Origin of the sequence: Mesorhizobium sp. STM 4661 (assembly GCF_000359125.1) — a bacterium.
GTDB lineage: Bacteria > Pseudomonadota > Alphaproteobacteria > Rhizobiales > Rhizobiaceae > Mesorhizobium.
The window spans coordinates 16,671-39,981 of the sequence record NZ_CAAF010000069.1; the positions used below are offsets into that span (position 1 = coordinate 16,671).

At 64.3% G+C, this 23,311-nt stretch carries 18 protein-coding genes and 1 pseudogene; 1 reads left to right on the forward strand and 18 read right to left on the reverse strand.

Annotated elements, in window-relative coordinates; translation table 11 throughout:
- Nucleotides 1-51 precede the first annotated feature (51 nt).
- The 3 genes from MESS4_RS23010 to MESS4_RS23020 form a co-directional block, all read right to left on the reverse strand.
- Entirely contained in the window at nucleotides 52-636 is a 585-nt protein-coding gene (locus MESS4_RS23010) for an XRE family transcriptional regulator (RefSeq protein ID WP_006336179.1), read from the reverse strand.
- 71 nt (nucleotides 637-707) lie between these two features.
- Entirely contained in the window at nucleotides 708-1,511 is an 804-nt protein-coding gene (locus MESS4_RS23015) for an N-formylglutamate amidohydrolase (RefSeq protein WP_006336180.1), read from the reverse strand.
- A gap of 15 nt (nucleotides 1,512-1,526) precedes the next feature.
- Nucleotides 1,527-2,936: an aldehyde dehydrogenase family protein gene (locus MESS4_RS23020; RefSeq protein ID WP_006336181.1), complete on the reverse strand. Its 1,410-nt coding sequence runs from the start codon at nucleotides 2,934-2,936 to the stop codon at nucleotides 1,527-1,529.
- Nucleotides 2,937-3,089: 153 nt separating this feature from the next.
- Between MESS4_RS23020 and MESS4_RS23025 the strand changes: the two genes are divergently transcribed.
- The gene (locus MESS4_RS23025; protein ID WP_006336182.1) at nucleotides 3,090-3,848 is read left to right on the forward strand and encodes an SDR family oxidoreductase; all 759 of its coding nucleotides are present in this window, start codon (nucleotides 3,090-3,092) and stop codon (nucleotides 3,846-3,848) included.
- A 34-nt stretch (nucleotides 3,849-3,882) separates the two neighbouring features.
- Here MESS4_RS23025 and MESS4_RS23030 read toward each other — a convergent pair.
- The 15 genes and pseudogenes from MESS4_RS23030 to mraY all read right to left on the reverse strand — a co-directional run bounded on the left by MESS4_RS23030 (nucleotide 3,883) and on the right by mraY (nucleotide 23,290).
- Nucleotides 3,883-4,574, reverse strand: a pseudogene (locus MESS4_RS23030) (TIGR02453 family protein).
- Entirely contained in the window at nucleotides 4,574-6,778 is a 2,205-nt protein-coding gene (gene ligA / locus MESS4_RS23035; protein WP_006336185.1) for an NAD-dependent DNA ligase LigA, read from the reverse strand. The pseudogene MESS4_RS23030 and the gene ligA overlap by 1 nt, the downstream one beginning before the upstream one ends.
- 130 nt (nucleotides 6,779-6,908) lie before the next feature.
- Entirely contained in the window at nucleotides 6,909-8,582 is a 1,674-nt protein-coding gene (gene recN, locus MESS4_RS23040) for a DNA repair protein RecN (RefSeq protein ID WP_006336186.1), read from the reverse strand.
- Between the two features lie 13 nt (nucleotides 8,583-8,595).
- Entirely contained in the window at nucleotides 8,596-9,465 is an 870-nt protein-coding gene (locus MESS4_RS23045; protein WP_006336187.1) for an outer membrane protein assembly factor BamD, read from the reverse strand.
- Nucleotides 9,466-9,726: 261 nt separating this feature from the next.
- Complete coding sequence (lpxC, locus tag MESS4_RS23050) at nucleotides 9,727-10,674, reverse strand: UDP-3-O-acyl-N-acetylglucosamine deacetylase (protein ID WP_006336188.1); 948 nt, start codon at nucleotides 10,672-10,674, stop codon at nucleotides 9,727-9,729.
- A 276-nt stretch (nucleotides 10,675-10,950) separates the two neighbouring features.
- Nucleotides 10,951-12,603: a cell division protein FtsZ gene (gene ftsZ / locus MESS4_RS23055; RefSeq protein ID WP_006336192.1), complete on the reverse strand. Its 1,653-nt coding sequence runs from the start codon at nucleotides 12,601-12,603 to the stop codon at nucleotides 10,951-10,953.
- Between the two features lie 66 nt (nucleotides 12,604-12,669).
- Nucleotides 12,670-13,977, reverse strand: coding sequence for a cell division protein FtsA (ftsA, locus tag MESS4_RS23060; RefSeq protein WP_006336193.1), 1,308 nt, complete (start codon nucleotides 13,975-13,977; stop codon nucleotides 12,670-12,672).
- The gene (locus MESS4_RS23065) at nucleotides 13,974-14,915 is read right to left on the reverse strand and encodes a cell division protein FtsQ/DivIB (protein ID WP_006336194.1); all 942 of its coding nucleotides are present in this window, start codon (nucleotides 14,913-14,915) and stop codon (nucleotides 13,974-13,976) included. Before MESS4_RS23065 ends, ftsA begins: the two co-directional genes overlap by 4 nt.
- Nucleotides 14,903-15,829 (reverse strand): D-alanine--D-alanine ligase, encoded by a 927-nt coding sequence (locus tag MESS4_RS23070; RefSeq protein WP_006336196.1) that lies wholly within the window; start codon nucleotides 15,827-15,829, stop codon nucleotides 14,903-14,905. The genes MESS4_RS23065 and MESS4_RS23070 overlap by 13 nt, the downstream gene beginning before the upstream one ends.
- Nucleotides 15,830-16,153: 324 nt before the next feature.
- Entirely contained in the window at nucleotides 16,154-17,119 is a 966-nt protein-coding gene (gene murB, locus MESS4_RS23075; protein WP_006336200.1) for a UDP-N-acetylmuramate dehydrogenase, read from the reverse strand.
- Nucleotides 17,116-18,522 (reverse strand): UDP-N-acetylmuramate--L-alanine ligase, encoded by a 1,407-nt coding sequence (gene murC / locus MESS4_RS23080; protein ID WP_006336202.1) that lies wholly within the window; start codon nucleotides 18,520-18,522, stop codon nucleotides 17,116-17,118. The genes murB and murC overlap by 4 nt, the downstream gene beginning before the upstream one ends.
- The gene (murG, locus tag MESS4_RS23085) at nucleotides 18,522-19,646 is read right to left on the reverse strand and encodes an undecaprenyldiphospho-muramoylpentapeptide beta-N-acetylglucosaminyltransferase (RefSeq protein ID WP_006336215.1); all 1,125 of its coding nucleotides are present in this window, start codon (nucleotides 19,644-19,646) and stop codon (nucleotides 18,522-18,524) included. Before murG ends, murC begins: the two co-directional genes overlap by 1 nt.
- Before the next feature lies 1 nt (nucleotide 19,647).
- Nucleotides 19,648-20,799 (reverse strand): putative lipid II flippase FtsW, encoded by a 1,152-nt coding sequence (gene ftsW, locus MESS4_RS23090; protein WP_006336217.1) that lies wholly within the window; start codon nucleotides 20,797-20,799, stop codon nucleotides 19,648-19,650.
- Complete coding sequence (gene murD, locus MESS4_RS23095; protein WP_006336220.1) at nucleotides 20,799-22,199, reverse strand: UDP-N-acetylmuramoyl-L-alanine--D-glutamate ligase; 1,401 nt, start codon at nucleotides 22,197-22,199, stop codon at nucleotides 20,799-20,801. Before murD ends, ftsW begins: the two co-directional genes overlap by 1 nt.
- An 8-nt stretch (nucleotides 22,200-22,207) precedes the next feature.
- Nucleotides 22,208-23,290 (reverse strand): phospho-N-acetylmuramoyl-pentapeptide-transferase, encoded by a 1,083-nt coding sequence (gene mraY, locus MESS4_RS23100; RefSeq protein ID WP_006336222.1) that lies wholly within the window; start codon nucleotides 23,288-23,290, stop codon nucleotides 22,208-22,210.
- Nucleotides 23,291-23,311 lie beyond the last annotated feature (21 nt).

Genomic DNA, 23,311 nt, shown 5'->3' on the forward strand with positions numbered 1-23,311 from the left:
AAAATATTCTTGGGGAGGCGAGCTTTTGGCCTCGAATCCGGCCGGCAGGAATCAGACCACCGCGCCGGCCGGCAGCCCATCGCGCGGGACCGTGTTCGACATCAGCATGACCACGGGTTCGTCGCCGAGCGCGATATAGGCGTGCCGCATTTCGCCGTCGAACAGGATGCTGTCGCCCGGTTGCAGCACCGTCGGGTCATAGTGGACCGTATGCAGCTCCAGGCTGCCGCTGAGCACATGGATGAACTCTTCGCCCGAATGGCTGCGCCAGCCGCCATTCTCCTCGAAACTCCTCGCCCGCAGCGTGACGCGCCAGAAAATGTTGGTCTTGTCGCGAAAATCGCTGCACAGGACCTCGAATTCCATGGCGTTGCCCTGATGCAGGATGCCGCTGCCGGCGCGCGTGATCGAGCGGCGCGCCTGCATGCCCGGCTTCGGGCTGAACAGGAAGGATGCCACCGGCACATGCAGCACGCCGGCAATCATCAGCGCCACGTCGACCGTCAGGCGCGCCTTGCCGTTCTCGAGCTTCGACAGTTGCGAGACCGAAAGGCCGGAGCTCTCGCTGAGGTCGCGCAGCGTGATGTTCTGCTCCTTGCGCGCATCCCTGATCTTGCTGCCCACATTGCCCTGCATCGCCCATGCCCTTGGCTGTCGTGTTTCCAATTCGACAAGCTCTAACGGCGTGGCCTGAGGGCGTCCAGCCTTTAGACGGCTACTGCTGATTTCGGCCATAGTGACATCGCGACAGTGGCAAAGCTTGTCTCCAGGGTCTGGCTGATGAGCTCGAAAGTTTCGGGATCGGAAAGCAGGTCGTTGCGGACTTCGAGATAGAGGCAGGGCCGGTTCTGCTCGAGCCCGTGCCGGTTCAGCGTATAGCCGACCGCCTGACGCCAGTCATAGGGCGCATTGTCACCGATCCTCAAGCCCGCTTCGGCGCCACGCGCGCCGAGGGTTTTGAGAACCGAGGTGACGAAGGGCGACGGCTCCCGCCACAGCACGCCGATATCGACGTCGCGCCAAACACCGCCCATCACCGGGGTGAAGGAGTGTATCGAGACGAGCGCCTGCCGGCCTGCCGCAATCTCGGTGATCGCCTGTTCGACCGGCGCCCAGGCGATGCGCTTGCGCAGCCTGGCGTCAGCGGCATCGACCGCGAGATTGGCTGGCACCGGAAAGCCGCCGAGATCCGGGCGCATGAAGTCCCACTCGCCCGCCGGGCGGTTGTAGTCGAGGAACAGCCGCGAATAATGCGCGACCACGGCCGGCGCCCACAACGTCCGCGACAGCCGGCGCGTCAAGGCGTCGATGCCGAGATCGACGGCGAAATGCGTGCCGAGATAGGGCACTGCCAGGCCAAGATCATGCCATGGCGCAGGGACAAGATTGCCGGCATGTTCGGCGATCAGCAGATAGGGGCTCGCCGCGTCGGGCAACAGCCGCTCGACACTGGCCGCGGCCAGCATCTCGACGGTCGCATCGTCAAGCCCTGCAAGGCTCTCGGCGTTCACCGGACGACCTCCAATTCAACCGATGACGGAGCGGACGTGATAGGCCTTCGCCGCCGTCGCTTCCGTCAGGCCGGCGCGGCCGTTGGTGCGGCCGAGGCCTGAATTCTTGATGCCGCCCCAGGGCAGATGCAGGTCGGCGTGGTCGCAGCGGTTGAGATAGACGGTGCCGGCCTCGACCTCGTCGAGCAGCGCCACACCGCGATCGATGTCCCGCGTCCAGATCGAGGCGCTCAGGCCGAAATCGCTGTCGTTCATCAGGCCGATTGCCTGGTCGTCGCCGCCGACCGGCTGGATACAGGCCACCGGCCCGAACAGCTCGTCGCGCATGATCTGCATGCCGTGATCGACCCCGACCAGAACTTCCGGAGCGACGTAGGCGGCGCCAAGCCCCGCGGCCTTGAGAGCGCCGTCCTGCGGCATCAGGCGCCGCGCCCCTGCCCGCACCGCCCTTTCGGTGAGATCGCGGATCGTGTCGGCGGCGCTCGCCCGCACCACCGGGCCGACCATCGGCTTCTCACCGATCGGATGGCCGATGGTCCATTTCGCCGTCTCGGCGACAAGCGCGTCGACGAAGCGGTCATGGATCGCCTGGTCGACATAGATGCGCTCGACCGAGCAACAGGACTGGCCGGCATTGGAATAGGTGCCCTCGGCGATCTGCGGTATCGCCGCATCGAGATCGGCATCGGCGCGGACATAGGTCGGGTCCTTGCCGCCGAGCTCGAGATGCACTTGGGTGAAGGTGCCGGCGGCGGCGGCATGAACGCGCCGCCCGCCATTGACCGAGCCGATGAAGTTCACCGCATTGAAGGTGCCTGATGCGATCAGGTGCTCCGCATCGGCATGATCGAGATGCAGGCTCTGGAACACGCCTTCGGGACCACCGGCGGCGCGGAAGGCCTTCTCGGCCACCTCGGCGATCAGCGGCGTCTGCGGCGAATGCTTGAAGATCACGACATTGCCGGCCGCCAGCGGCGACGTCACCAGATAGCCCAGCATGGCGGTCGGATAGTTCCAGGCACAGATCGACAGATGCAGGCCGCCCGCCACCGGCCGGGCATAGCGGCGGATGGTCTCGTCGGAGGGATACGGCACGTCCGCCAGCGTTTGCGGAGCAATGTCGGAAAGCAGCTGTCCGATCAGCGCCAAACGCGGCGTCTCGTCGGCCTGCCACAGCGGCCGCCCGATCTGCCAGGCGACCATCTCGGCAAGCGGAGCGGCCCGCGCCTTCATCTCCTCGCCGAAGCGCAGCAGGATCGCCAGCCGCTCGGCCAGCGGCATCCGCCGCCACGAGGGCAATGCCGCCCGGGCCCGCGTCAGCGCGGCCTCGATTGCCGTGCCGTCGGCATAGCCGCGCGTCACATAGGTCGAGCCGTCGACGGGAGAGGTCACGGAGAAGGTCCGCGCGCCGGAATGCAAATTCATGGTCTTGAAATCCGTTCGAGCTGGGAAGTCATCCGGGCACGATATCGCGATTTTCCATTTTGGCAAATTTTTTCTAATACCGCTTGATGGAATTTTTATCCGCCCCTATTGTCCGGCGATCGCGCGTTGGGCGGAGCACATGAGGGGAAGCAGATGATCGTTTATGATTTCACCGGCAGGCACGCGGTTGTCGCTGGCGCCGGTGGCGGCATGGGCGAAGCGATCGCGCTTGCGCTGCTCGAAGCGGGAGCTTCCGTTACCGCCATCGACGTGAAGGCTCGTCCGGCCTCATTGTCCTCCCACAGCGACAGGCTCACCTTCGCACAGGGCGATCTCACCGACGCCGCCTTCGTCGAACAGGTCGTCGGCACGGCGGGCCGTGAGCGCGGCGGCATCGACTATCTCGCCAATGTCGCCGGCGTGCTGTGGTTCGGCCGCGACAAGTCGGCCCTCGACATGGATCTCGACGTCTGGGACCAGGTCTTCAACATCAACCTGAAGTCCTTTGTGCATACGGCACGATCGGTCGTTCCGTACATGCGCTCTGGCGGGCGCGGCGGGGCCATGGTCCATTTCTCGACCATCCAGTGGTATCGTGGCGACCCGAACCCGCAGGATGCCTACCAGGCATCGAAGGCGGGCGTCTGTGCGCTCTCCAAGTCGCTGGCCATGCAGCTTGCCGGCGACCGCATCCGGTCGAACGCCATCTGTCCGGGCATGGCGCTGACGCCGCTGCAGGCACGCTGGGACACCGAGGAAAAGCGCTCGGCGGTCGCCAGTTACGCGCCGCTCGGCCGGATCGGAACACCGCAGGACATGGCCAATGCAGCACTTTTCCTGCTCTCCGACGCGGCAAGCTACATCACCGGAATTGAACTCCCCGTCGACGGCGGCCTCTTGATGCGGATGTAACCGTCATAGCCGCGACCGGACCGCACCGGAAACCCTAACTCGCCGAAACCTTGCCCTGGATCGCCCTGCCCCAGTCGAGCAGCGGCTTGGCGCGCAACGTGAAATCGACGAGCTCGTCGACCAGGGCCGACGTGTGGATTCCGGCCGGGTCGATCGTGTGGCGGACGGCGAAATGCCGGTTGCGGACAGCCTGGGCGAGATCGGTTTCCGTGACCTGCTCGAAGCCGCGTGGCGCGCGCTTCATGCACCCTTCCGTATCGAGTTCGAGGCCGGCCTTCTTCAGTGTCCCAGTCAGGCCGCGGAATTCCGCCGGTTTCGTCGCGATCGCCTTTCGCATGGCCCGGAGCAGCTCCGGCCCAGGCTGCCACCAGGCAACGCCGGCAAAGCAACGGTCGAGCCCGATGTAAACGAAGAACACGCCCTGCTCCATCTTGGTACCATCGGCGACAGGATGGCCGACAGATGGCTGTTATAGGGTCGCTTGTCCTTGGCAAAGCGCACGTCGCGGTTGATGCGGAACAGCGATTTCTTGCGATCGCCCCGCAAGCCCAGCCCCGCCGCCGCGAAGCGTTCGGAGAGCGTTTCGACCAGATCTCCGAACGGCTCATAAAGCGCGCGCTCGTAGAGGTCGCGGTTCTCCTGGAACCACTCCCGGCTCTGGTGGAAATCCAGCGCCTTGAGAAATGGAATGGCCTTCTGGCCGAAACCGTCGAATGGGCCGGCCATCACGCCTTGCCGATCCGCACCAGCCAGGCATCCTCGTCGATTACCTCGATGCCGAGTTCGGTGGCGAGCTTGAGCTTGGACCCGGCACCCGGTCCGGCAACGACCAGATCGGTCTTGGCGGAGACCGAGCCCGCGACCTTGGCGCCGAGACGTTCCGCCATCGCCTTGGCTTCCGGGCGCGTCATCTTTTCCAGCGTGCCGGTGAACACGATCGTCTTGCCGGCGACCGCGCTGCCGGCTGAGACGTCCACGATATACGGCTTTGGGTGGACCTGCGCGAGCAGCGCATCCAGCACGTCGTCGTTGCGTTCATTGCCGAAGAAATCGCGAAGCGCGCCGATCACCGTGTCGCCGATGCCGTTGATCGAAGGGAAGACAGTGTGCGGGTCGGCCGCCGCTGCTGTCTCCTTGCCGACACGGATCAGCTCCTCGATGGTCGAGAAGGTTCGGGCAAGCACGGCTGCCGTCGTTTCGCCGATATGGCGGATACCCAGCGCGAAGATGAAACGGTCCAGCTCGGGCTCGCGACGAGAGTCGATGGCAGCGAAGAGTTTGTCGAGGCCTTCGTAGTTGCGTTCCTCGACGCTGCGCACATTCTTGCGCGTCTTGCCCGATGCGGCCTCGCGCTGCCTGGCCTGCTCCTCGCGCCGCTCGGCCAGCGCCTTGGTCACCGCCGGACGCCGATCCCTGAGCGTGAAGATATCAGCGGCAGTCTTGATCAATCCCGCATTGAAGAAGATGTCTATGTTTTCGGCGCCCAGGCCTTCGATATCCAGGGCGCCGCGTGACACGAAGTGACGCAATCCTTCCACGGCCTGCGCTGGGCAGATCAGCTCGCCGGTGCAGCGGCGGCGGGAATCTTCCTTGCCGGTCTTCTCGTTGATCTCGCGTGTCGCGGGCGAGCCGCAGATCGGGCAAGAGTGTGGAAATTCATATGGCACGGCATCGGCCGGCCGCTTGTCGATGACGACGCTGACGATCTGCGGGATGACGTCCCCGGCCCGCTGGATCACCACTGTGTCGCCGATGCGTACATCGATGCCGTCGCGGATCGGCTGGCCGGTGCTGTCCAAACCCTTGATGTAGTCTTCATTGTGCAGCGTGACGTTTTCGACTACCACGCCGCCGACCGTGACGGGCGCAAGCCGTGCAACGGGCGCCAGCGTGCCGGTACGGCCGACCTGGATGTCGATCCTTTGCACGGTCGTCATTGCCTGTTCGGCCGGAAATTTGTGGGCGACGGCCCAGCGTGGTTCGCCGGTGACAAAACCCCATCTGCGCTGCAGTTCCAGCTGGTCGACCTTGTAGACGACGCCGTCTATGTCATAGCCCAGCGATGAGCGCTGCTCCTCGATCAGGTGATAGTGCGCGACCAGTTCCTCGACCGACTTCGCCCGCACCATAAGCGGGCTGATCTTGAAGCCCCAATCCGCGAACTTTTGCACTGAACCGTATTGAGTCGGAGCGGGATCTTCCGATGTATAGCCCCAGGCATAGGCGAAAAATTTAAGGTTGCGGCTGGCCGTAACAGATGGATCCTTCTGGCGCAGCGACCCGGCCGCCGTATTGCGCGGATTGACGTAGTCCTGGCCGCCGGCCGCTGCCGACCGTTGCTTCAGCGCCTCGAATTCCGAATAGGTCATATAGACCTCGCCGCGTACCTCGATGACATCGGGCCATCCCGAGCCTTTCAAGGTCTTGGGAATATCGGCGATCGTCCTGAGATTGGCGGTGATGTCCTCGCCGACGGTGCCGTCACCGCGCGTTGCGCCCTGCACGAACACCCCGCCTTCATAACGCAGCGAAGCCGACAGCCCATCGATCTTCGGCTCAGCCGTGAAGGCGATACCGAGATCCTTGTCGCGGTCGAAGAATCGCCGGCCACGTTCGATGAAGTCGGTGACGTCCTGGTCGGTATAGGCCTTGGCGAGGCTGAGCATCGGCACCGCATGGCGCACCTTGGCAAAGCCTTCCGCCGGTGGCGCGCCAACCCGGCGCGCCGGTGAATCCTCGCGCACCAAGGTGGGGAAACGCTCTTCGATAGCGAGGTTGCGCCGCGTCAGCGCGTCATATTCCGCGTCCGTGATTATCGGCGCGTCCTCGGTATGGTAGCGCCGGTCGTGCTCGGCGATCTCCTCCGCCAGCCGCTCCAGCTCGCTGGCGGCCTCGCTTTCGCTGAGCAAATCGACACGTTTTTCGGCCATGCTTTTCTTCCCCGAACAGTGGCGCGTCACAATAGATCAAGATTTTGGGAAAATCATTCCTGAACAGCGGGATGCAGCCACATCCTGACTCTGTCCGAAAGCCTGGATTTCGGCGATGGACCGCCCGTTTCTATGCCGCTGCCGTGTTCTCTCGCAGCAGCCGCTCGGCCGCCGCGCGGGCCTCATCGGTGATGGTCGCTCCGGCCAGCATGCGGGCGATCTCTTCCTGGCGCGCCGCCCGGTCCATCTCGGCTATGCCGGTTGCAACCCTGTCGGCGCCGCCGAATTTGGAGATCAGGAAATGCGTTGCCGCACGCGCCGCCACTTGCGGCGCGTGCGTAACCGAAAGCACCTGCACGCGCTTCGACAGCCGCGCCAGCCGCTGGCCGATGGCGTCCGCCACCGCGCCACCAACGCCGGTGTCGATCTCGTCGAAAACCAGCGTCGGCGCCGAGCCGCGGTCGGCCAGCGCCACTTTTAGCGCCAGCAGAAAGCGCGACAGCTCGCCGCCGGAAGCGACCTTCATCATCGGGCCCGGCCGCGTGCCGGGATTGGTGCGCACCCAGAACTCGACCTGGTCGATGCCCTCTTCCATGCGGCTCTCCACAGCGCTCGTCATTTCGACAATGAATTCGGCCCGTTCGAGCTTCAGCGCCGGCAATTCGGCCATCACCGCCTTGGTCAGCCCAATGGCCGCCGCATGGCGAAGCGACGAAAGCTGTGCGGCGGAAATGTCGTAGGCCTCGCGCGCGGCCGCGGCCTGCTTTTCCAGCCCGTGCAGGCGCTCCTCGCCAGCGTCGAGATCGGCAAGATCGGCGGCCATCGTGTCACGCAGCTGCGCCAGGTCGTCGACCGCCACACTGTGCTTGCGCGAGGCGGCGCGCAGCGAAAACAGCCGCTCTTCCGCCTTCTCCAATCGCTGCGGATCGTATTCGGTGGCGCGAAGTGCCGCTTCGACGCCCGACTGCGCCGCATCCAGCGACAGCATCGCCTCGTCGAGCGATTTGACCACATCGTCGAGCAGGCCCGGTGCTTCCGTCACCTTGCGCTGCAGGCGCCGCAACAGGCTGGCAAGCCGCGGCAAGGGCGAGGACGGTCCGGCGAGCACATCCTGCGCGTCATGGATTTCCGAGGCGATCTTTTCCGCCCGCATCATCGTGGCGCGCAGTTCCGCCAGCTCGGTCTCTTCGCCGGGCTGGGGATCGAGCTTCGTCAATTCGGCGACCGCGGCGCGCAGATAGTCGGCCTCGCGCGCCGCCGCCTCAACCTTGGCGCGGTGCTTGGCCAAGTCCTGCTCGCAGCTGCGCCAATAGCGCCACGCCTCACCTGTCGCACGCACGGCGCCGAGATGACCACCGAAACTGTCCAGCAATTCGCGATGCGCGCCGGGGTCGACCAGGGCACGCTCGTCGTGCTGGCCGTGGATCTCGACCAAGGCGTGGCCGACGTCGCGCATCAGCGTCACGCTGGATGGCTGGTCGTTGACGAAGACGCGGGTGCGGCCGTCCGCCGTCTGCACGCGGCGCAGGATGATGTCGCCGTCATCCTCGATGGCGTTGTCGGCAAGCAGCATGCGGGCAGGATGGTTGCGCGGCACGTCGAACACGGCGATGACCTGGCCTTGCGCCGCGCCATGGCGGACCAGCGAGGCATCGCCGCGGGCGCCGAGCGACAGCGACAGCGCGTCAAGCAGGATGGATTTGCCGGCTCCGGTTTCGCCGGTCAGCACCGAAAGGCCGGACGAGAAGTCGATATCCAGCTTCTCGATCAGAACGATATCGCGGATCGATAATCTGGAAAGCATCGCTACGCCTGCATCAGGCGCCGGTGATCAGCTTCCCGGCCTTGGATATCCATGACCCGGCATTCTCGCGCGGCTCGAGCCCATTGCTTTGCAGGAGCTTGTAGGAATCCTTGTACCACTGGCTGTCGGGGTAATTGGTGCCGAGCACCGCCGCGGCGGTCTGCGCCTCGGATGTCAGCCCCATCGCATAATAGCTTTCTGCCAGACGCGCCAGCGCTTCCTCGACATGGCGTGTGTTGGAGTAGTTTTCCACCACATTGCGGAACCGCTTGACGGCGGCGATATATTCGCGCCGCTCGAGATAGTAGCGGCCGATCTGCATCTCCTTGCCGGCGAGCTGGTCGTTGGCGAAGCGGATCTTTTCCTTGGCGTCGTCGACATATTCCGAATCGGGCCAGCGCGTCACCAGATCCTGCATGGTCTGCACGGTCTGACGCGCTTCCTTCTGGTCCTGGGTAACGTCCTTGATCTGCCGGTAGTAGCTGAGCCCGATGATGTACTGGGCATAGGCGGCATCATCCGTCGACGGATAGAGGGTGAGATAGCGCTTGGCCGAACCGATCGCTTCGTCATATTTGCCCTGGCGATAGTCGGCAAAGGCGCCCATCACCATCGATTTGCGGGCGAATTCCGAATAGGGGTGCTGGCGGTCGACCGCATCGAACTTGCGGCTCGCCTCCTGCAGGCGCCCGGCGTTCAGATTGGCGAGACCTTGGTTGTAGAGAACGTCGGCCGGCTCGGTCTGCTCGACATAGGTCGACAGATCGACATCTTTCTCGGACGACATGCAGGCCGACAGGAAGAGCGATGGAACAACCACCGAAAGCGCCAGGAAAACAGCCCGTTGCGGCGCTTTCGATTGACCAACTCGCTTGAAGACCATGATTGGATTCCGCCCTTTCGGCGTCATTTTAATGCACTTTGCATGTCGTTGTCCCAAACCGGCACCCATTTTCGGGCGACATGCACCAGTCGACGGCAGCAGCCATAAACCATAACCGCCTTGCCCGGCAACGCTATCGCCGGCCAATCGCACATTTTTGTGGCGGTTTGGCGTCGCCTGAACGCCTATGCCTTTTCAGCGGCCTGTGGTGCATTCATGCAACACATACCGATGCTCATAAGGCCTGAAAAACGTTAAAAATCAGATCATCCAAGGGGCGTAGACGGGCGCATAGACCGCGCTCATCTCAGCGGCACGGCCGCGCTCGCGGCGCGTCGTCTCGACGATCTCGAAGGCCGAACGATCCGACAAAAGGCGGCGCAGCGCCGCCGCGTTCAGCCTGTGGCCGCCACGATACGAGCGGAAGCAGCCGATGAACCGGGCGCCGGCCAGCGCCAGATCGCCCATGGCGTCCAGCGTCTTGTGGCGGGCGAACTCGTTGGGATAGCGCAGGCCTCCCATATTGATCACTCGGTTGTCGTCGCCGATCACCAGCGAGTTCTCCAGCGACGAGCCGAGTGCATAGCCGGCTGCCCATAGCCGCTCCACATCCTTCATGAAACCAAAGGTGCGGGCCCGCGCGATATCGCGGCGGAAAATATCGGGATTGATGTCGGATGCGAAGAGCTGACGGCCGATCGCCGGGCTTTCGAAATCGATCTCGATTTCGAAACGCGTGCCGTCATAGGGCCTGAATTCCGCCCAGGACGCACCGTTTTCGATGCGAACCGGCTTGACCACCCGGATATACCGGCGCTTGACAGGCAGCGTATCGATGCCGACGTGGTCCACGGCCTCCACGAACGGCATCGCGCTGCCGTCGAGGATCGGAACCTCGTGGCCGTCGATTTCGATGACGATGTTGTCGATGCCAAGACCGAAGACCGTGGCCATCAGATGTTCGACGGTGGCAATATGCTCGCCTCCGGGGTCGCCGAGCATGGTGCACAGATCGGTGGCGCCGACTTCGGCGACAAGCGCACGGAATTCGCGGCTCTCGCTTCCGTTTGAAAGCTGGAACACCACGCCCGTATCGGCGTCTGCCGGCAGGAAATGAACGGTAACGGGTCTGCCGCTGTGAACGCCGGTACCGGTCAGCGTCGCACGCGATTTAAGTGTCGTCTGGTAGTCCTGCAAGACAAACCCCATAGCCCATGCTGCCCAAGTCCGCTTTGTCGGCCCCAAGGGCGCGGCACTTGATTGATCGGCAGGCAGGGCCACTTCCCCGAATCCCGGCAAACCGATGTTGGTCGCGGGAAGATAGTGATCCGGCAGGGAGACTCCAAATCACGGTTTCTTACTCTTTGTAACCACGACCTAGAGTGAACGTGGCATCGTAACACTATGTTTTACAAGGATTTTCCAAGTTAACAGGCAAACAATCTTTTGCTTGCCTGTTAACATTTGTTACGGACTGTTAACAGGTCAATTGGCCTGGCGGCGCAGGAATGCCGGAATCTCCAACTGATCGTCTTCCTGCATGGTCCTGGCCTGCGGCGTCAGCCGGCCCTGATCGTCCAACTGGCCGCGGCGCGGCGCGTAAAGCTGCGGATCCTGGCTGGCGAGGCGGCGCACTTCGGGGGCCGCCTGGCGCAGCTTTGGTTCACGCGGCTGTGCCGGCTGCAGCCGTGCGGGCTCCTCTTCGCGGCGGGTCAGGCCGCTTGTCAGGCGCTTGATCAGGCCCATCGGCCCGCTGCTCTCATGATCGGCCGGACGGGCCTTGGCTTCCAATTCTGCCTTCACGACAGGCGGAAAATCCTCCACACGCGGCATGCGCTGGGGTGCCGCGGCCACCGTCTGAAGCACTTCACGCTGCGGCATCGCCTGCTGAACCACCGGCTGCAGCATCGGCTGCGGCTGGGCGGGCGGCGCCTGGAAGATCTTGCTCTGCGGGCGGAAGTCTTCCGCCTGGGCAACCGGTGCGGGACGCGCCATCGCCGCCGCATTCGCCTCGGCAAGCTGGATCGCCTCGGCAACCGGATCGGCCGCGCGTGGCTCATAGACGGCCTGGACGGGGGCCGGACGGCTTTCCGTGACCGGGACCGCCGGGCGGTTGACCGGCTTTGGCGGCGCCGCGCGGATGGCGATCGGCGCGGCGGCGATTTCAGCCGCCGATTTGTCGATGCCGGTAGCGACCACCGAGACACGGATGACGCCTTCGAGATCCTCGTCGAACGTCGCGCCCAGGATGATGTTGGCGTCCTGGTCGACCTCCTCGCGAATGCGGGTCGCCGCCTCGTCGACCTCGAACAGGGTGAGATCGCGACCGCCGGTGATCGAGATCAGCAGGCCCTTGGCGCCCTTCATCGAGGTCTCGTCGAGCAGCGGGTTGGCGATCGCGGCTTCGGCGGCGGCCATGGCGCGGCCCTCGCCGGATGCCTCGCCCGTGCCCATCATCGCCTTGCCCATCTCGCGCATGACCGAGCGGACATCGGCGAAGTCGAGGTTGATCAGCCCTTCCTTGACCATCAGGTCGGTGATGCAGGCGACACCGGAATAGAGCACCTGGTCGGCCATGGCGAAGGCATCGGCGAAGGTCGTCTTGTCATTGGCCAGCCGGAACAGGTTCTGGTTGGGGATGACGATCAGGGTGTCGACGCATTTCTGCAGTTCCTCGATGCCCATGTCGGCCGTCTTCATGCGGCGCTGGCCCTCGAAATGGAACGGCTTGGTGACGACGCCGACCGTGAGGATGCCCTTTTCACGGGCGGCACGCGCAACCACCGGAGCCGCTCCCGTGCCGGTGCCGCCGCCCATGCCGGCGGTGACGAAGCACATATGGGTGTTCGACAGATGATCGATGATCTCGTCGATGCATTCCTCCGCCGCCGCGCGCCCGACTTCCGGCTGCGATCCCGCGCCCAGACCCTCGGTGACATGCGCGCCGAGCTGGATCAACCGCTCCGCCTTGGACATGGTCAGCGCCTGTGCGTCGGTGTTGGCCACGACGAACTCGACACCGCGCAAGCCCGCGGTGATCATGTTGTTGACGGCATTGCCGCCGCCGCCGCCGACACCGAACACGGTGATGCGCGGCTTGAGCTCGGTGATGTCCGGCTTCTGCAGATTGATGGTCATTGTCTCCGTCCTTTGCCTTTCACGCCGCTTCGCCGCCGCGGCCGCCTATGGGGCTGCCCCCGTCAATTAGAAACTGTCTCTCAACCACTGACTCATTCGATGCAGTTTTCCGCCCGTTCCGGTCATTCTAAGACCGGAAATGCCTTTCGCCGGATGGCTCTCGAAGCTCGCCATCTGCGGGTAGATCAAAAGCCCGACCGGGGTCGAAAAAGCCGGCCCCTTGGCCGCCTCCGGCAGGCCGGCGACGCCAAGCGGCCGGCCGATGCGCACATTGCGTCCGAGAATGCGGCGCGCCGCCTCCGGCAGTCCGGAAAGCTGGCTGGCGCCACCGGTGAGCACCACCCGCTTGCCGACGGCATTGCCGTAGCCGGATTTGTTCAGCCGGTCGCGCAATAGTTCGAGCGTCTCGTCGATGCGCGCGCGGATGATGCGCGTCATCACCGACCGCGGTACCTGCAACGGCACCTCGCCTTCCTCGCCGATCGGCTGGATCGATACCAGGTCGCGGTCGTCGGCACTGCCGGGCAGCGCCGAGCCATGCATCACCTTCAGCCGCTCGGCGGCATCGAGCGAGGTCGACAGGCCCTTGGCCATGTCCAGCGTAACGTGGTTGCCGCCGATGGCGATGGCGTCGCCATGCACGAACTTGCCTTCCGAAAACACCGAGATCGTCGTGGTGCCGCCGCCCATGTCGATGCAGGCCGCGCCCATTTCGAGCTCGTCGTCGACCAGCGCGGCCAGACCGCTGGCATAGGGCGTCGCCACCATGCGTTCGACCGACAGATGCGAGCGGTTGATGCAGAGCTCCAGATTGCGCAACGGGGCAGCGTCGCCCGTCAGCACATGCATGTCGACGCCGAGCTGCTCGCCGACCATGCCGCGCGGATCGCGCACGCCGCGCTCGGCGTCCAGCGAAAAGCCGACGGGAAGCGAATGGATCACCTCGCGCTCGGCCCTGAGCGCCTGTTTGGCGCCGGCGGCAAGCACGCGCTTGATGTCGGCCTCGTCGGCCTCATGGCCGCCAAGGTTGATGGTGGCCGAGAATGTCTCGCTCTTCAGCCGGCCGGCCGTCATGTTGACGATCAGCGAATCCACCGTCAGGCCGGCCATGCGCTCGGCGGCGTCGACGGCAAGGCGGATGGCATGCTCGGCCCGGTCGAGATCGATGACGACGCCCGATTTCACGCCTTGCGACTTCTGGTGGCCGATGCCGATCACCTGGATGCGATGCGAGCGCCCGCGCAAAAGCTTGCCGTCCTCGCGCGGCTTGAGCTTGGCCACCACGCAGCACACCTTGCTCGAGCCGACATCCAGCACCGTCAAGGTGCCGGACCGGCGCGACGAGGCATCGCTGTTGCCGCCAAGCCAGCTCATATTTTCGTCTCCGGCTTGCGCTTCAGGATTTTAGGCTTTTCGTTGAGCGCGGCCTCGCGCTGCGTCGCCGCCTCAGGCGTCAGCTGGACGACGAGACGATCGGAAAGGCGCATGTCGACGGCGGCGATGTCGCGCGTCAAAAGCCCGTTCTCATGGTCCATCCTGACCAGATCGGCGATCGCCTGATCCTCGCCATCCTCGGGAAGCTTGACGGTGATGCCGTTTTCCAGCTTCAGGTCCCAGCGCCGTTCACCGATGCGGATATAGCCTTTGACCCGCGCGGCAAGCTCCGGATATTTCTTGATCCTGGCCAGGAAATCGGGCGCCTTGGCCGGCGCACCGGTGCCGATGATCAGCGGCAGCAATGCCTGCTTGCCGCCGGAGAACGGCGCAATCACATTGCCGGACTTCTCAATGACGGAAAGCTCGCTGCCTTGCTGCCAGAGCGCGAACGGCTCGCGCTCCTCGACGCGCACCTCCAGCGTATGCGGATAGACCTTGCGCACGGCCGCGACCTCGACCCAGGGCAGCGTGTCGATGCGTTCCCGCGCGGCTTCGGCATCGAAGCCGATCAGCGAGGTCCAGCCGTCGAGCTCCAGCCTGTCCAAGATATCGATCTCGGAGGTTTCGCGATTGCCGACCACCTTGATCTGATCGACGGCAAAGCCGGTGCGGGCGGTGATGCCCTGGACGATGCCGTCGACATGTCCGCCGAGATAGGCGCCATAGGCGCTACCCGACACGAGCAGCGCCGCCGACAGGATGGCAGCGGAGAAAGGCGGCGCCTCGAAGTCGCCCTCGCCCAGGCGCGCCAGCACGCGCACCGGCCGGCGAAGCAGGCGCGGCAATACGAAATGGTCGAACGACAACGGCATGCCGAACAGCGTCGGCCCGGCCGCGCCCTTCTCCTTGCCCTGTCCCCACCTCAACGCAAACACGAAGCGTCCTCCACCATCCAACTCAACAAATCGCCGAACGAGTGTCCCGCGTGCGCGGCGATTTCAGGCACCAAGGATGTCGGCGTCATGCCAGGCTGAGTGTTGATCTCAAGCCAGACAATTTCGCCGTTTTCGGAGTGACGATCGTCATAGCGGAAGTCCGACCGGGAAACGCCCCGGCAACCGACAGCTTGGTGAGCCTTGAGCGCCAGTGTCTGTATTTTTTGGTAAATATTCGGTGAAATTTTTGCCGGGCATTCGTGTTTTGATCCGCCCGCGACGTATTTTGAATCATAGTCGTAGAAGGAATGGCCGGTCGGGATGATCTCGCAGACGCCGAGCGCCACATCGCCCATCACCGCGCAAGTCAGCTCCCGCCCGTGAATGTAGCGCTCCACCATCACCGTATCGCCATATTTCCAGTCGGACGAGCCGAGGACCTGCGGCGGATGCGACTGGCCCTCATGCACGATGACGACGCCGAAGCTCGACCCTTCGCTGACCGGCTTGACCACATAGGGCGGCTTCATCGGATGCTTGTTCTGAATGGCGAAGCGATCGGCCACCTTCGATTCCGCCACCGGAACGCCGGCGGCCTTGGCGATCTTCTTGGCCTGCTCCTTGTTCATGGCAAGCGCCGAAGCGAGCACGCCGGAATGGGTATAGGCAATTCCCAGATATTCGAGGATGCCCTGGATGGTGCCGTCCTCGCCGAAAGGGCCATGCAGCGCATTGAAGGCGACGTCGGGCTTGAGCTCGACCAGCACCGATCCGACATCGCGCGAGACATCGACGCGAGTGACCCGGTAGCCTTCATTCTCGAGCGCATCGGCACACGCCTTCCCCGAAGACAGAGACACGGGCCGCTCGGACGAGAATCCTCCCAGCAGAACGGCCACATGCTTGCTTTTCATTTCCCGTCATCCCCTATCACGGCGGGCCTGCATCTTTCGATCAGAGCGGTCTTTGCTCTCACGATTTCCGCGACTTTGAGTCCGAGTCTCCCGGCAGGTTGCCCCCCAGACGGAAAACGCGGGAAACGCGTCGAACGACTCAAATCAGGAAACGCTTTCAGGCAGAGAATCAGAGAGTTGATTCGCTGGCAAGTGCTTACGATTCCGAGGGATTCACTTTCCGTAAAAACGGCCGCAAAAACTGCGTTGTGAGTCTTTGGCGCAACGGTCGCGCGGCGATTTCAGACCGTTTAAGTTCAAGCATCACATGAACGTCAGCTCGCGCTAAAGTAACTGCCCGAGAAACTCCTGCACCGCGTGCCCCGGCCGGAACTCGCCGATGCGCTTGATTTCCCATTGCAGCCGGATGCCTGAATTTTCGAGCACGCGCGTGCGCACCGTCTCGCCGAGATATTCAAGGTCGTAGCCGGTCGCGATTCCCGTGTTGATCATGAAGTTGCAATGCATCGGCGACATCTGCGCGCCGCCGATCATCAGCCCCCGGCACCCCGCCTTGTCGATCTCCTTCCAGGCCGAGGTGCCTTCCGGATTCTTGAAGGTCGAGCCGCCGGTCTTTTCGCGGATCGGCTGCACGGTCTCGCGATGATGCTGGACGGCATCCATCGCCGCCTTGATGGTGGCCTTGTCGTCCAGGCTGCCTTCGAACAGGGCCGAGGTGAAGATCAGCCCGCAAGGTGCAGCCGAATGGCGATAGGCGTAGCCCATATCGGCGTTGCTCAGCGTGTGCATATTGCCCTTGCGGTCGAGGGCCCGAACCTCGACGACGCGATCGCGCGTCTCGACGCCATTGGCGCCGGCGTTCATCCGCAGCGCGCCGCCGATGGCGCCTGGAATGCCGTGGTAGAAGTGGAAGCCGCCAATGCCGGCTTCGTAGGCGACGGCGGCAACGCGCTTGTCGGGCGTGGCAGCACCTGCCTTGATCGTCGTCGGGCCGATCGCCTCGGCCTCGCCAAAACCCTTGGCCGAAAGCCGGATGACGAAGCCCGCCACGCCGCCATCGCGCACCAGAAGGTTCGAGCCGACACCGACGATGGTCAGCGGGATCTCTTCGGGAACCGCCCTCAGGAACGCGGCGAGATCGTCCTCGTCCGCTGGCTGGAACAGCGCGTCGGCCAGTCCGCCGGCGCGGAACCAGGTGATCTTGTCCATTTCGGCATTGGGCGTGATGCGGCCGCGCAGGCCGGCAAGCCGGTCGCCAAGCTTGTCGATCAACGCCTGGCCGCGCATCATGACGCGCTTCCGCCGAGTTCCCTGGGCAGCGCATAGGCCCATTGGGTGATGTTGCCGGCGCCGAGAAAGATCACGAAATCGCCCGGTTTGGCCAGATCGCGGATAACCGGCGCGATTGCCGCGGGGCCTTCGATGTAGCGGGCGTCGCGATGGCCGCCGGCGCGGATGCGCGACACCAGCGCATCCGATGTCACCCCGTCGATCGGCTCTTCGCCTGCCGCGTAGACCGGCGCCACCATCACGGTGTCGGCGTCGTTGAAGCAGGCGGAAAACTCGTTGAACAGATCATGCAGCCGGGTGAAGCGATGCGGCTGGGCAATGGCGATGACACGGCCCTTGGTGGCGCTGCGCGCCGCCTTCAGCACCGCCGATATCTCGACCGGGTGGTGGCCGTAATCGTCGAACACGTCGACGCCGTTCCACGAGCCTGTATGGGTGAAGCGGCGCTTGACGCCGGCGAAGGACGACAGGCCCTTCTTGATCGCCTCGGCGGACAGGCCGAGCTCATGCGCCACGGCAATCGCCGCCGTCGCGTTGGAGACGTTGTGAAGGCCAGGCATCGGCAGGCGCAGATCGGTAATCGTCGTCTGGCCGCGCGTCTTGCGGTCGCGGATCACCACGTCGAACTCCGAGGTCGCACCCGCCATGCGGTGGTTGGTGAAGCGCACATCGGCCTGCGCATTCTCGCCATAGGTGATCACGCGCCGGTCCTCGATGCGGCCGACCAGCGCCTGCACCTCCGGATGGTCGGTGCACATGACGCCGAAGCCGTAGAACGGCACGTTCTCGACGAACTGGCGGAACGCCTCGCGCACATTATCGAAGGAGCCGTAGTGGTCGAGATGCTCGGGGTCGATGTTGGTGACGACGGCGATATCGGCCGGCAACTTCAGGAACGTGCCGTCGCTCTCGTCGGCCTCGACCACCATCCATTCGCCGTCGCCCATGCGGGCGTTGGTGCCATAGGCATTGATGATGCCGCCATTGATGACGGTCGGGTCGAGCCCGCCGGCTTCGAGCAGCGTCGCCACCATCGAGGTCGTCGTCGTCTTGCCATGCGTGCCGCCGATGGCCACCGCTTGCCGGAAGCGCATCAATTCAGCCAACATTTCCGCGCGCCGCACGATGGGCAGCAGCTTTTCGCGCGCGGCCTTCAGTTCCGGATTGGATTTCTTGATCGCGGTCGAGACGACGATCACCTCGGCGTCGCCGAGATTTTCTTCCTTGTGGCCGATAAAGCATTCGATGCCCTTGTCGCGCAGGCGCTGCACATTGGCGCTGTCGGCCTGGTCGGATCCCTGCACCTTGTAGCCGAGATTATGCAGCACCTCGGCGATGCCGCTCATGCCAATGCCGCCAATGCCGATGAAATGCACAAGGCCGATCGTCCGCGGCATCTTCATCAATGCGTCTCCTTCCTGAATTCCGAAACGGTTTTCTTCGACGCAATAGCCTCTGTCAGATCGGCGAGCAACCGCGCCGCATCCGGTTTTCCGGCCGATTTCGCCGCCGCCGCCATAGTGGCGAGCCGCTCCGGATCGTCCATCATCCCACCGACCAGCGCGGCGATGCGTTCGGGCGAGAGCGAGGATTGCGCATGCACCTCCGCCCCCCCTGCCGCGGCCAGCGCCGCGGCATTGGCCGCCTGGTCGTGGTCGAGCGCATGCGGATAGGGTACCAGCAGCGCCGGTCGGCCGACCACGGCGATTTCCGACACGGTCGATGCACCGGACCGCGACATCACCAGATGCGCCGCCGCCAGGCGCGCCGCCATGTCGGCGAAGAACGGCGACACCTCTGCCTCGATGCCAAGGGCGGCATAGGCAGCCTTCACCTTCTCCACATCCTCGGCGCGTGCCTGTTGCGTGATATCAAGCCGCTTGCGTTGTGCGTCGGAAAGCAGCGCTATCGCCGCCGGCACCGCATCGGAAAAGAACTGTGCGCCCTGGCTGCCGCCGAACACCAGAAACCGGAACGGCTGATTGCCCGTGGACGCGCTGTAGGGCGTCCTTGCCGCCTCCAGCACTTGCGGCCGGACCGGATTGCCTGTCGTCACCGTCTTGGTGCCCGCGGCGCTTGCATCCTCCGGCAGAAACCCGCCGGCAATGGCGTCGACGCGCCCGGCCAGCGCCCGGTTGGCGCGCCCCATCACCGCATTCTGCTCGTGGATCAGCGTCGGCACCTTGCGTCGCGTCGCGGCATAGAGCGGCGGCAGCGTCGGATAGCCGCCGAAACCGACGACTATGGCGGGCTTGATCCGGCGGATCACGGCGGAGGCCTGGCGCACCCCGCCCCAGATCTTCCAGAAGGCGGCAAGCACGGCGAAAGGATTTTTCGACCCCATCGTCGCCGACCGGATCGGATGGATGCTGGCCGCCGGGAACTGGCCGGCAAAACGCTCGGCACGATCGTCGGTCGCCAGATGCACCGTCCAGCCACGCCGGTTCAGTTCATGCGCCAGCGCCTCGGCCGGGAACAGATGCCCGCCCGTGCCGCCTGCCGCCAGAAGAATGACCCCCTTCGCCATTTCATTCCGCCGGCATGGCGCGCTGCGACGGTGCAAAGCCCATCTGCTTGCGCCGTTCCGGCCGTTTGCGCGTCAGCGCCAGCACCATGCCCATTGAGATGGCGATGGCGATCTGCGAGGAGCCGCCATAGGAGATGAACGGCAAGGTCATGCCCTTGGCAGGCATCAGCTGCAGATTAACGGCCATGTTGATAACCGACTGCAGGCCGAAGACGGTGACCAGGCCGCCAACCGCATAGCGCGTGAAATCATCCTGCTCCTTGAGCGCCGTGTTGAGGCCGCGCAGCACGATGAAGGCGAAGATGGACATGATGAAGAAGCACATGATCAGCCCGAATTCCTCGCCGGCGACCGAGAAGACGAAGTCGGCGTGGCTGTCCGGTATGACCCGCTTGACGGTGCCTTCGCCCGGCCCGACGCCGAACCATCCGCCATTGATCAGCGCCTCGCGGCCCATGTCGACCTGGAACGTGTCGCCCTCGCCGGTCATGAAACGGTCGATACGGCCGGCGACGTGCGGAAACACCGTATAGGCGGCGAACACCCCGCCAATGCCGGCCGCGCCCAGCGCCATGATCCACAGCCACGGCAGTCCGGCCATGAAGAACATCACCCCCCAGGTGCCGAGCACCAGCATGGTCTGGCCGAAATCCGGCTGCGCCACCAACAGCGAGATGACGAGGGCCAGCAGCAGCATGGCGAACAGATTGCCTGGAATGTCCGGCTGGCGCTTGTGCTCGGCAAACAGCCAGGCGCAGATGATGACGAAGGCCGGCTTCAGGAATTCCGATGGCTGGATCGACAGGCCGGCAAGCGACACCCAGCGCCGCGCACCCTTAACCTCGACACCGATGTAAAGCACCGCCACCATCAGGAACAGTGTGATGCACAGCATGACCAGCGCCATGCGTCTGATCTGCCGCGATTCCATGAAGGAAACGGCCAGCATCACGCCAAGTGCGGGAACGGTGAAGATGATCTGCCGTGTGGCGAAATGGAAGCTGTCGAGGCCGATGCGCTGGGCCACCGCCGGGCTGGCCGCGAAGGACAGCACGATGCCGAGCCCCATCAGCGACAGGAACGCTGCCAGGAACCAGCGATCGATCGTCCACCACCAGGTGGCGACCGGGCTTTTGTCGAGACGGCTTTGCATTATCGTGTCCCTCCGATGGGCTTGACGCCATCAATGGCGCTCGCGGCTTGCCTGAACGCGTCGCCGCGAACTTCAAAATTCTTGAACTGGTCGAAACTGGCGCAGGCCGGCGAAAGCAGCACCACTGCCTCGCCGCCGTCATCTCTCGCCGCGTCCCTTGCGGCATGCTCGACCGCCGCGGCAAGCGTGCCCGATATCTCGTAAGGCACCGCCTCGCCCAGCGTCGCCGAAAAGGCGGGCGCGGCCTCGCCGATCAGATAGGCCTTGGCGATGCGCGGGAAGAAGCCGCGCAACGGCTCGATGCCGCCTTCCTTGGCCAATCCGCCGGCGATCCAGTAAATGCGGCTGAAGCTCGACAGGGCGGGTGCTGCCGCATCGGCATTGGTCGCCTTGGAATCGTTGATGAACAGCACATGGCCCTTGCGGCCGACCTGCTCCATGCGGTGCGCCAGGCCGGGAAAGCTTTCCAGACCCGACTGGATCTCGCCAAGCTCCAGCCCGACCTTGAGGCAGGCAGCGACGGCGGCCAGCGCATTCTGCGCATTGTGCTGGCCGCGCAGCGAGCCGATGCCTTCGAGAAAGGCAACGCGGCTGAAACGCCCGTGCACCGCCTCCATCAGATTGGTGCCGTCGGCGAAATAGCCGTCGGTCAGCGGCAGACGCTTGGAAATGCGGATGACGTGCCGGCCGGCCCGTTCCAGCCGGTCGGCGATCTGGGCGCACCAGGAATCGTCGATGCCGACGATTGCCACCTCGCTGCCCGCTACCAGCCGTTCCTTGATCGCGGCGTAGTGCTGCATGGTGCCGTGACGGTCGAGATGATCCGGCGTCAGATTGAGCAGAATGCCAGCGGTCGGATTGATCGAGGGCGCCAGGTCGATCTGATAGGACGAGCATTCCACGACATAGTGCCGCCCGGGCTCCGGCGGATCGAGCGTCATCACCGCGCGGCCGATATTGCCGCCCATCTGCGTGTCGCGGCCGGCCGATTTCAGGATATGCGCCGTCAGCGCCGTGGTCGTCGATTTGCCGTTGGTGCCGGTGATGGCGATGAAGGGTGCAGCCGGCGACAGCAAGGTCCGCTCGCGGCAGAAAAGCTCGACATCGCCGATGATCTCGACGCCCGAGCCGCGCGCCAGCTCCACGCTCCAGTGCGGCTTCGGATGGGTCAGCGGCACGCCGGGCGACAGCACGAAGGCCGAGAATTTCGTCCAGTCGGCGCCGCGCAGGTCGCCGGTCGCGATGCCGACGGCGCCTGCCTTGGCGACGCTGTCGGGATTGTCGTCCCAGGCCAGCACGTCCGCCCCGCCCTCGATCAGCGCGCGCGCCGTGGCGATCCCCGAGCCACCGAGCCCGAAGAGCGAAACGCGTTTGCCGGCGAAGGATGCAGCGGGGATCAAGCGGCCTCCTATCTGAGCTTCAGGGTCGACAGGCCGACCAATGCCAGGATGACGGCGATGATCCAGAAGCGGATCACCACCTGGCTTTCTGTCCAGCCGAGCTTTTCGAAGTGATGATGGATCGGCGCCATCAGGAACACGCGCTTGCCGGTCATCTTGAAGTAGCCGACCTGGATGATGACCGACAGGATCTCCACCACGAACAACCCGCCGACGATGACCAGCACGATCTCATGCTTGGTGGCGACCGCGACCGTGCCGATCAGGCCGCCCAGGGCCAGCGAGCCGGTGTCGCCCATGAAGATCGCCGCCGGCGGCGCGTTGAACCACAGGAAGCCGAGGCCGGCGCCGATCACCGCGCCGAGAACCACCGCCAGTTCGCCGGTGCCTGGCACGAAATGGATCTGCAGATATTCGGCGAACACCGCGTTGCCGGAGAGGTAGGCGATGACGCCGAAGGATGCCGCCGCGATCATGATCGGCACGATCGCCAGCCCGTCGAGACCGTCGGTCAGGTTCACCGCATTGCCGGCGCCGACAATGACGAAGCAGGAGAACGGGATGAAGAACCAGCCGAGATTGATGAGAAATTCCTTGGCGAAGGGGAAAGTCAGTGACGACGAGAACGGCGCCTGGCCGTTATGCATGATCACCCAGGCGGCAATGCCGGCGATTATGAATTCGAGCCCGAGCCGCGCCTTGCCGGAAAAGCCGAGATGCGATTGCTTCGTTACCTTGAGATAGTCGTCATAAAAGCCGATCGAGCCGAAGCCGAGCGTCACCAGCAGCACGACCCAGACATAGATGCTGGAAAGGTTGGCCCACAGCAGCGAGGAGCCGACGATGCCGCACAGGATCATCAGCCCGCCCATGGTCGGCGTGCCGGCTTTCTTGAAATGCGTCTGCGGCCCGTCGGCGCGGATCGGCTGGCCCTTGCCTTGCCTGAGCCGCAGCGAGTTGATGATGGCTGGCCCGAAGATGAAGACGATCAGCGCCGCGGTGATCAGCGCCCCGCCGGTGCGGAAGGTTATGTAGCGGAAGACGTTGAAGACCGAGATCTTGTCCGCGAAATCGACGAGCAGTGTAAGCATGCGTTTCGGTCCCCCGGGAGT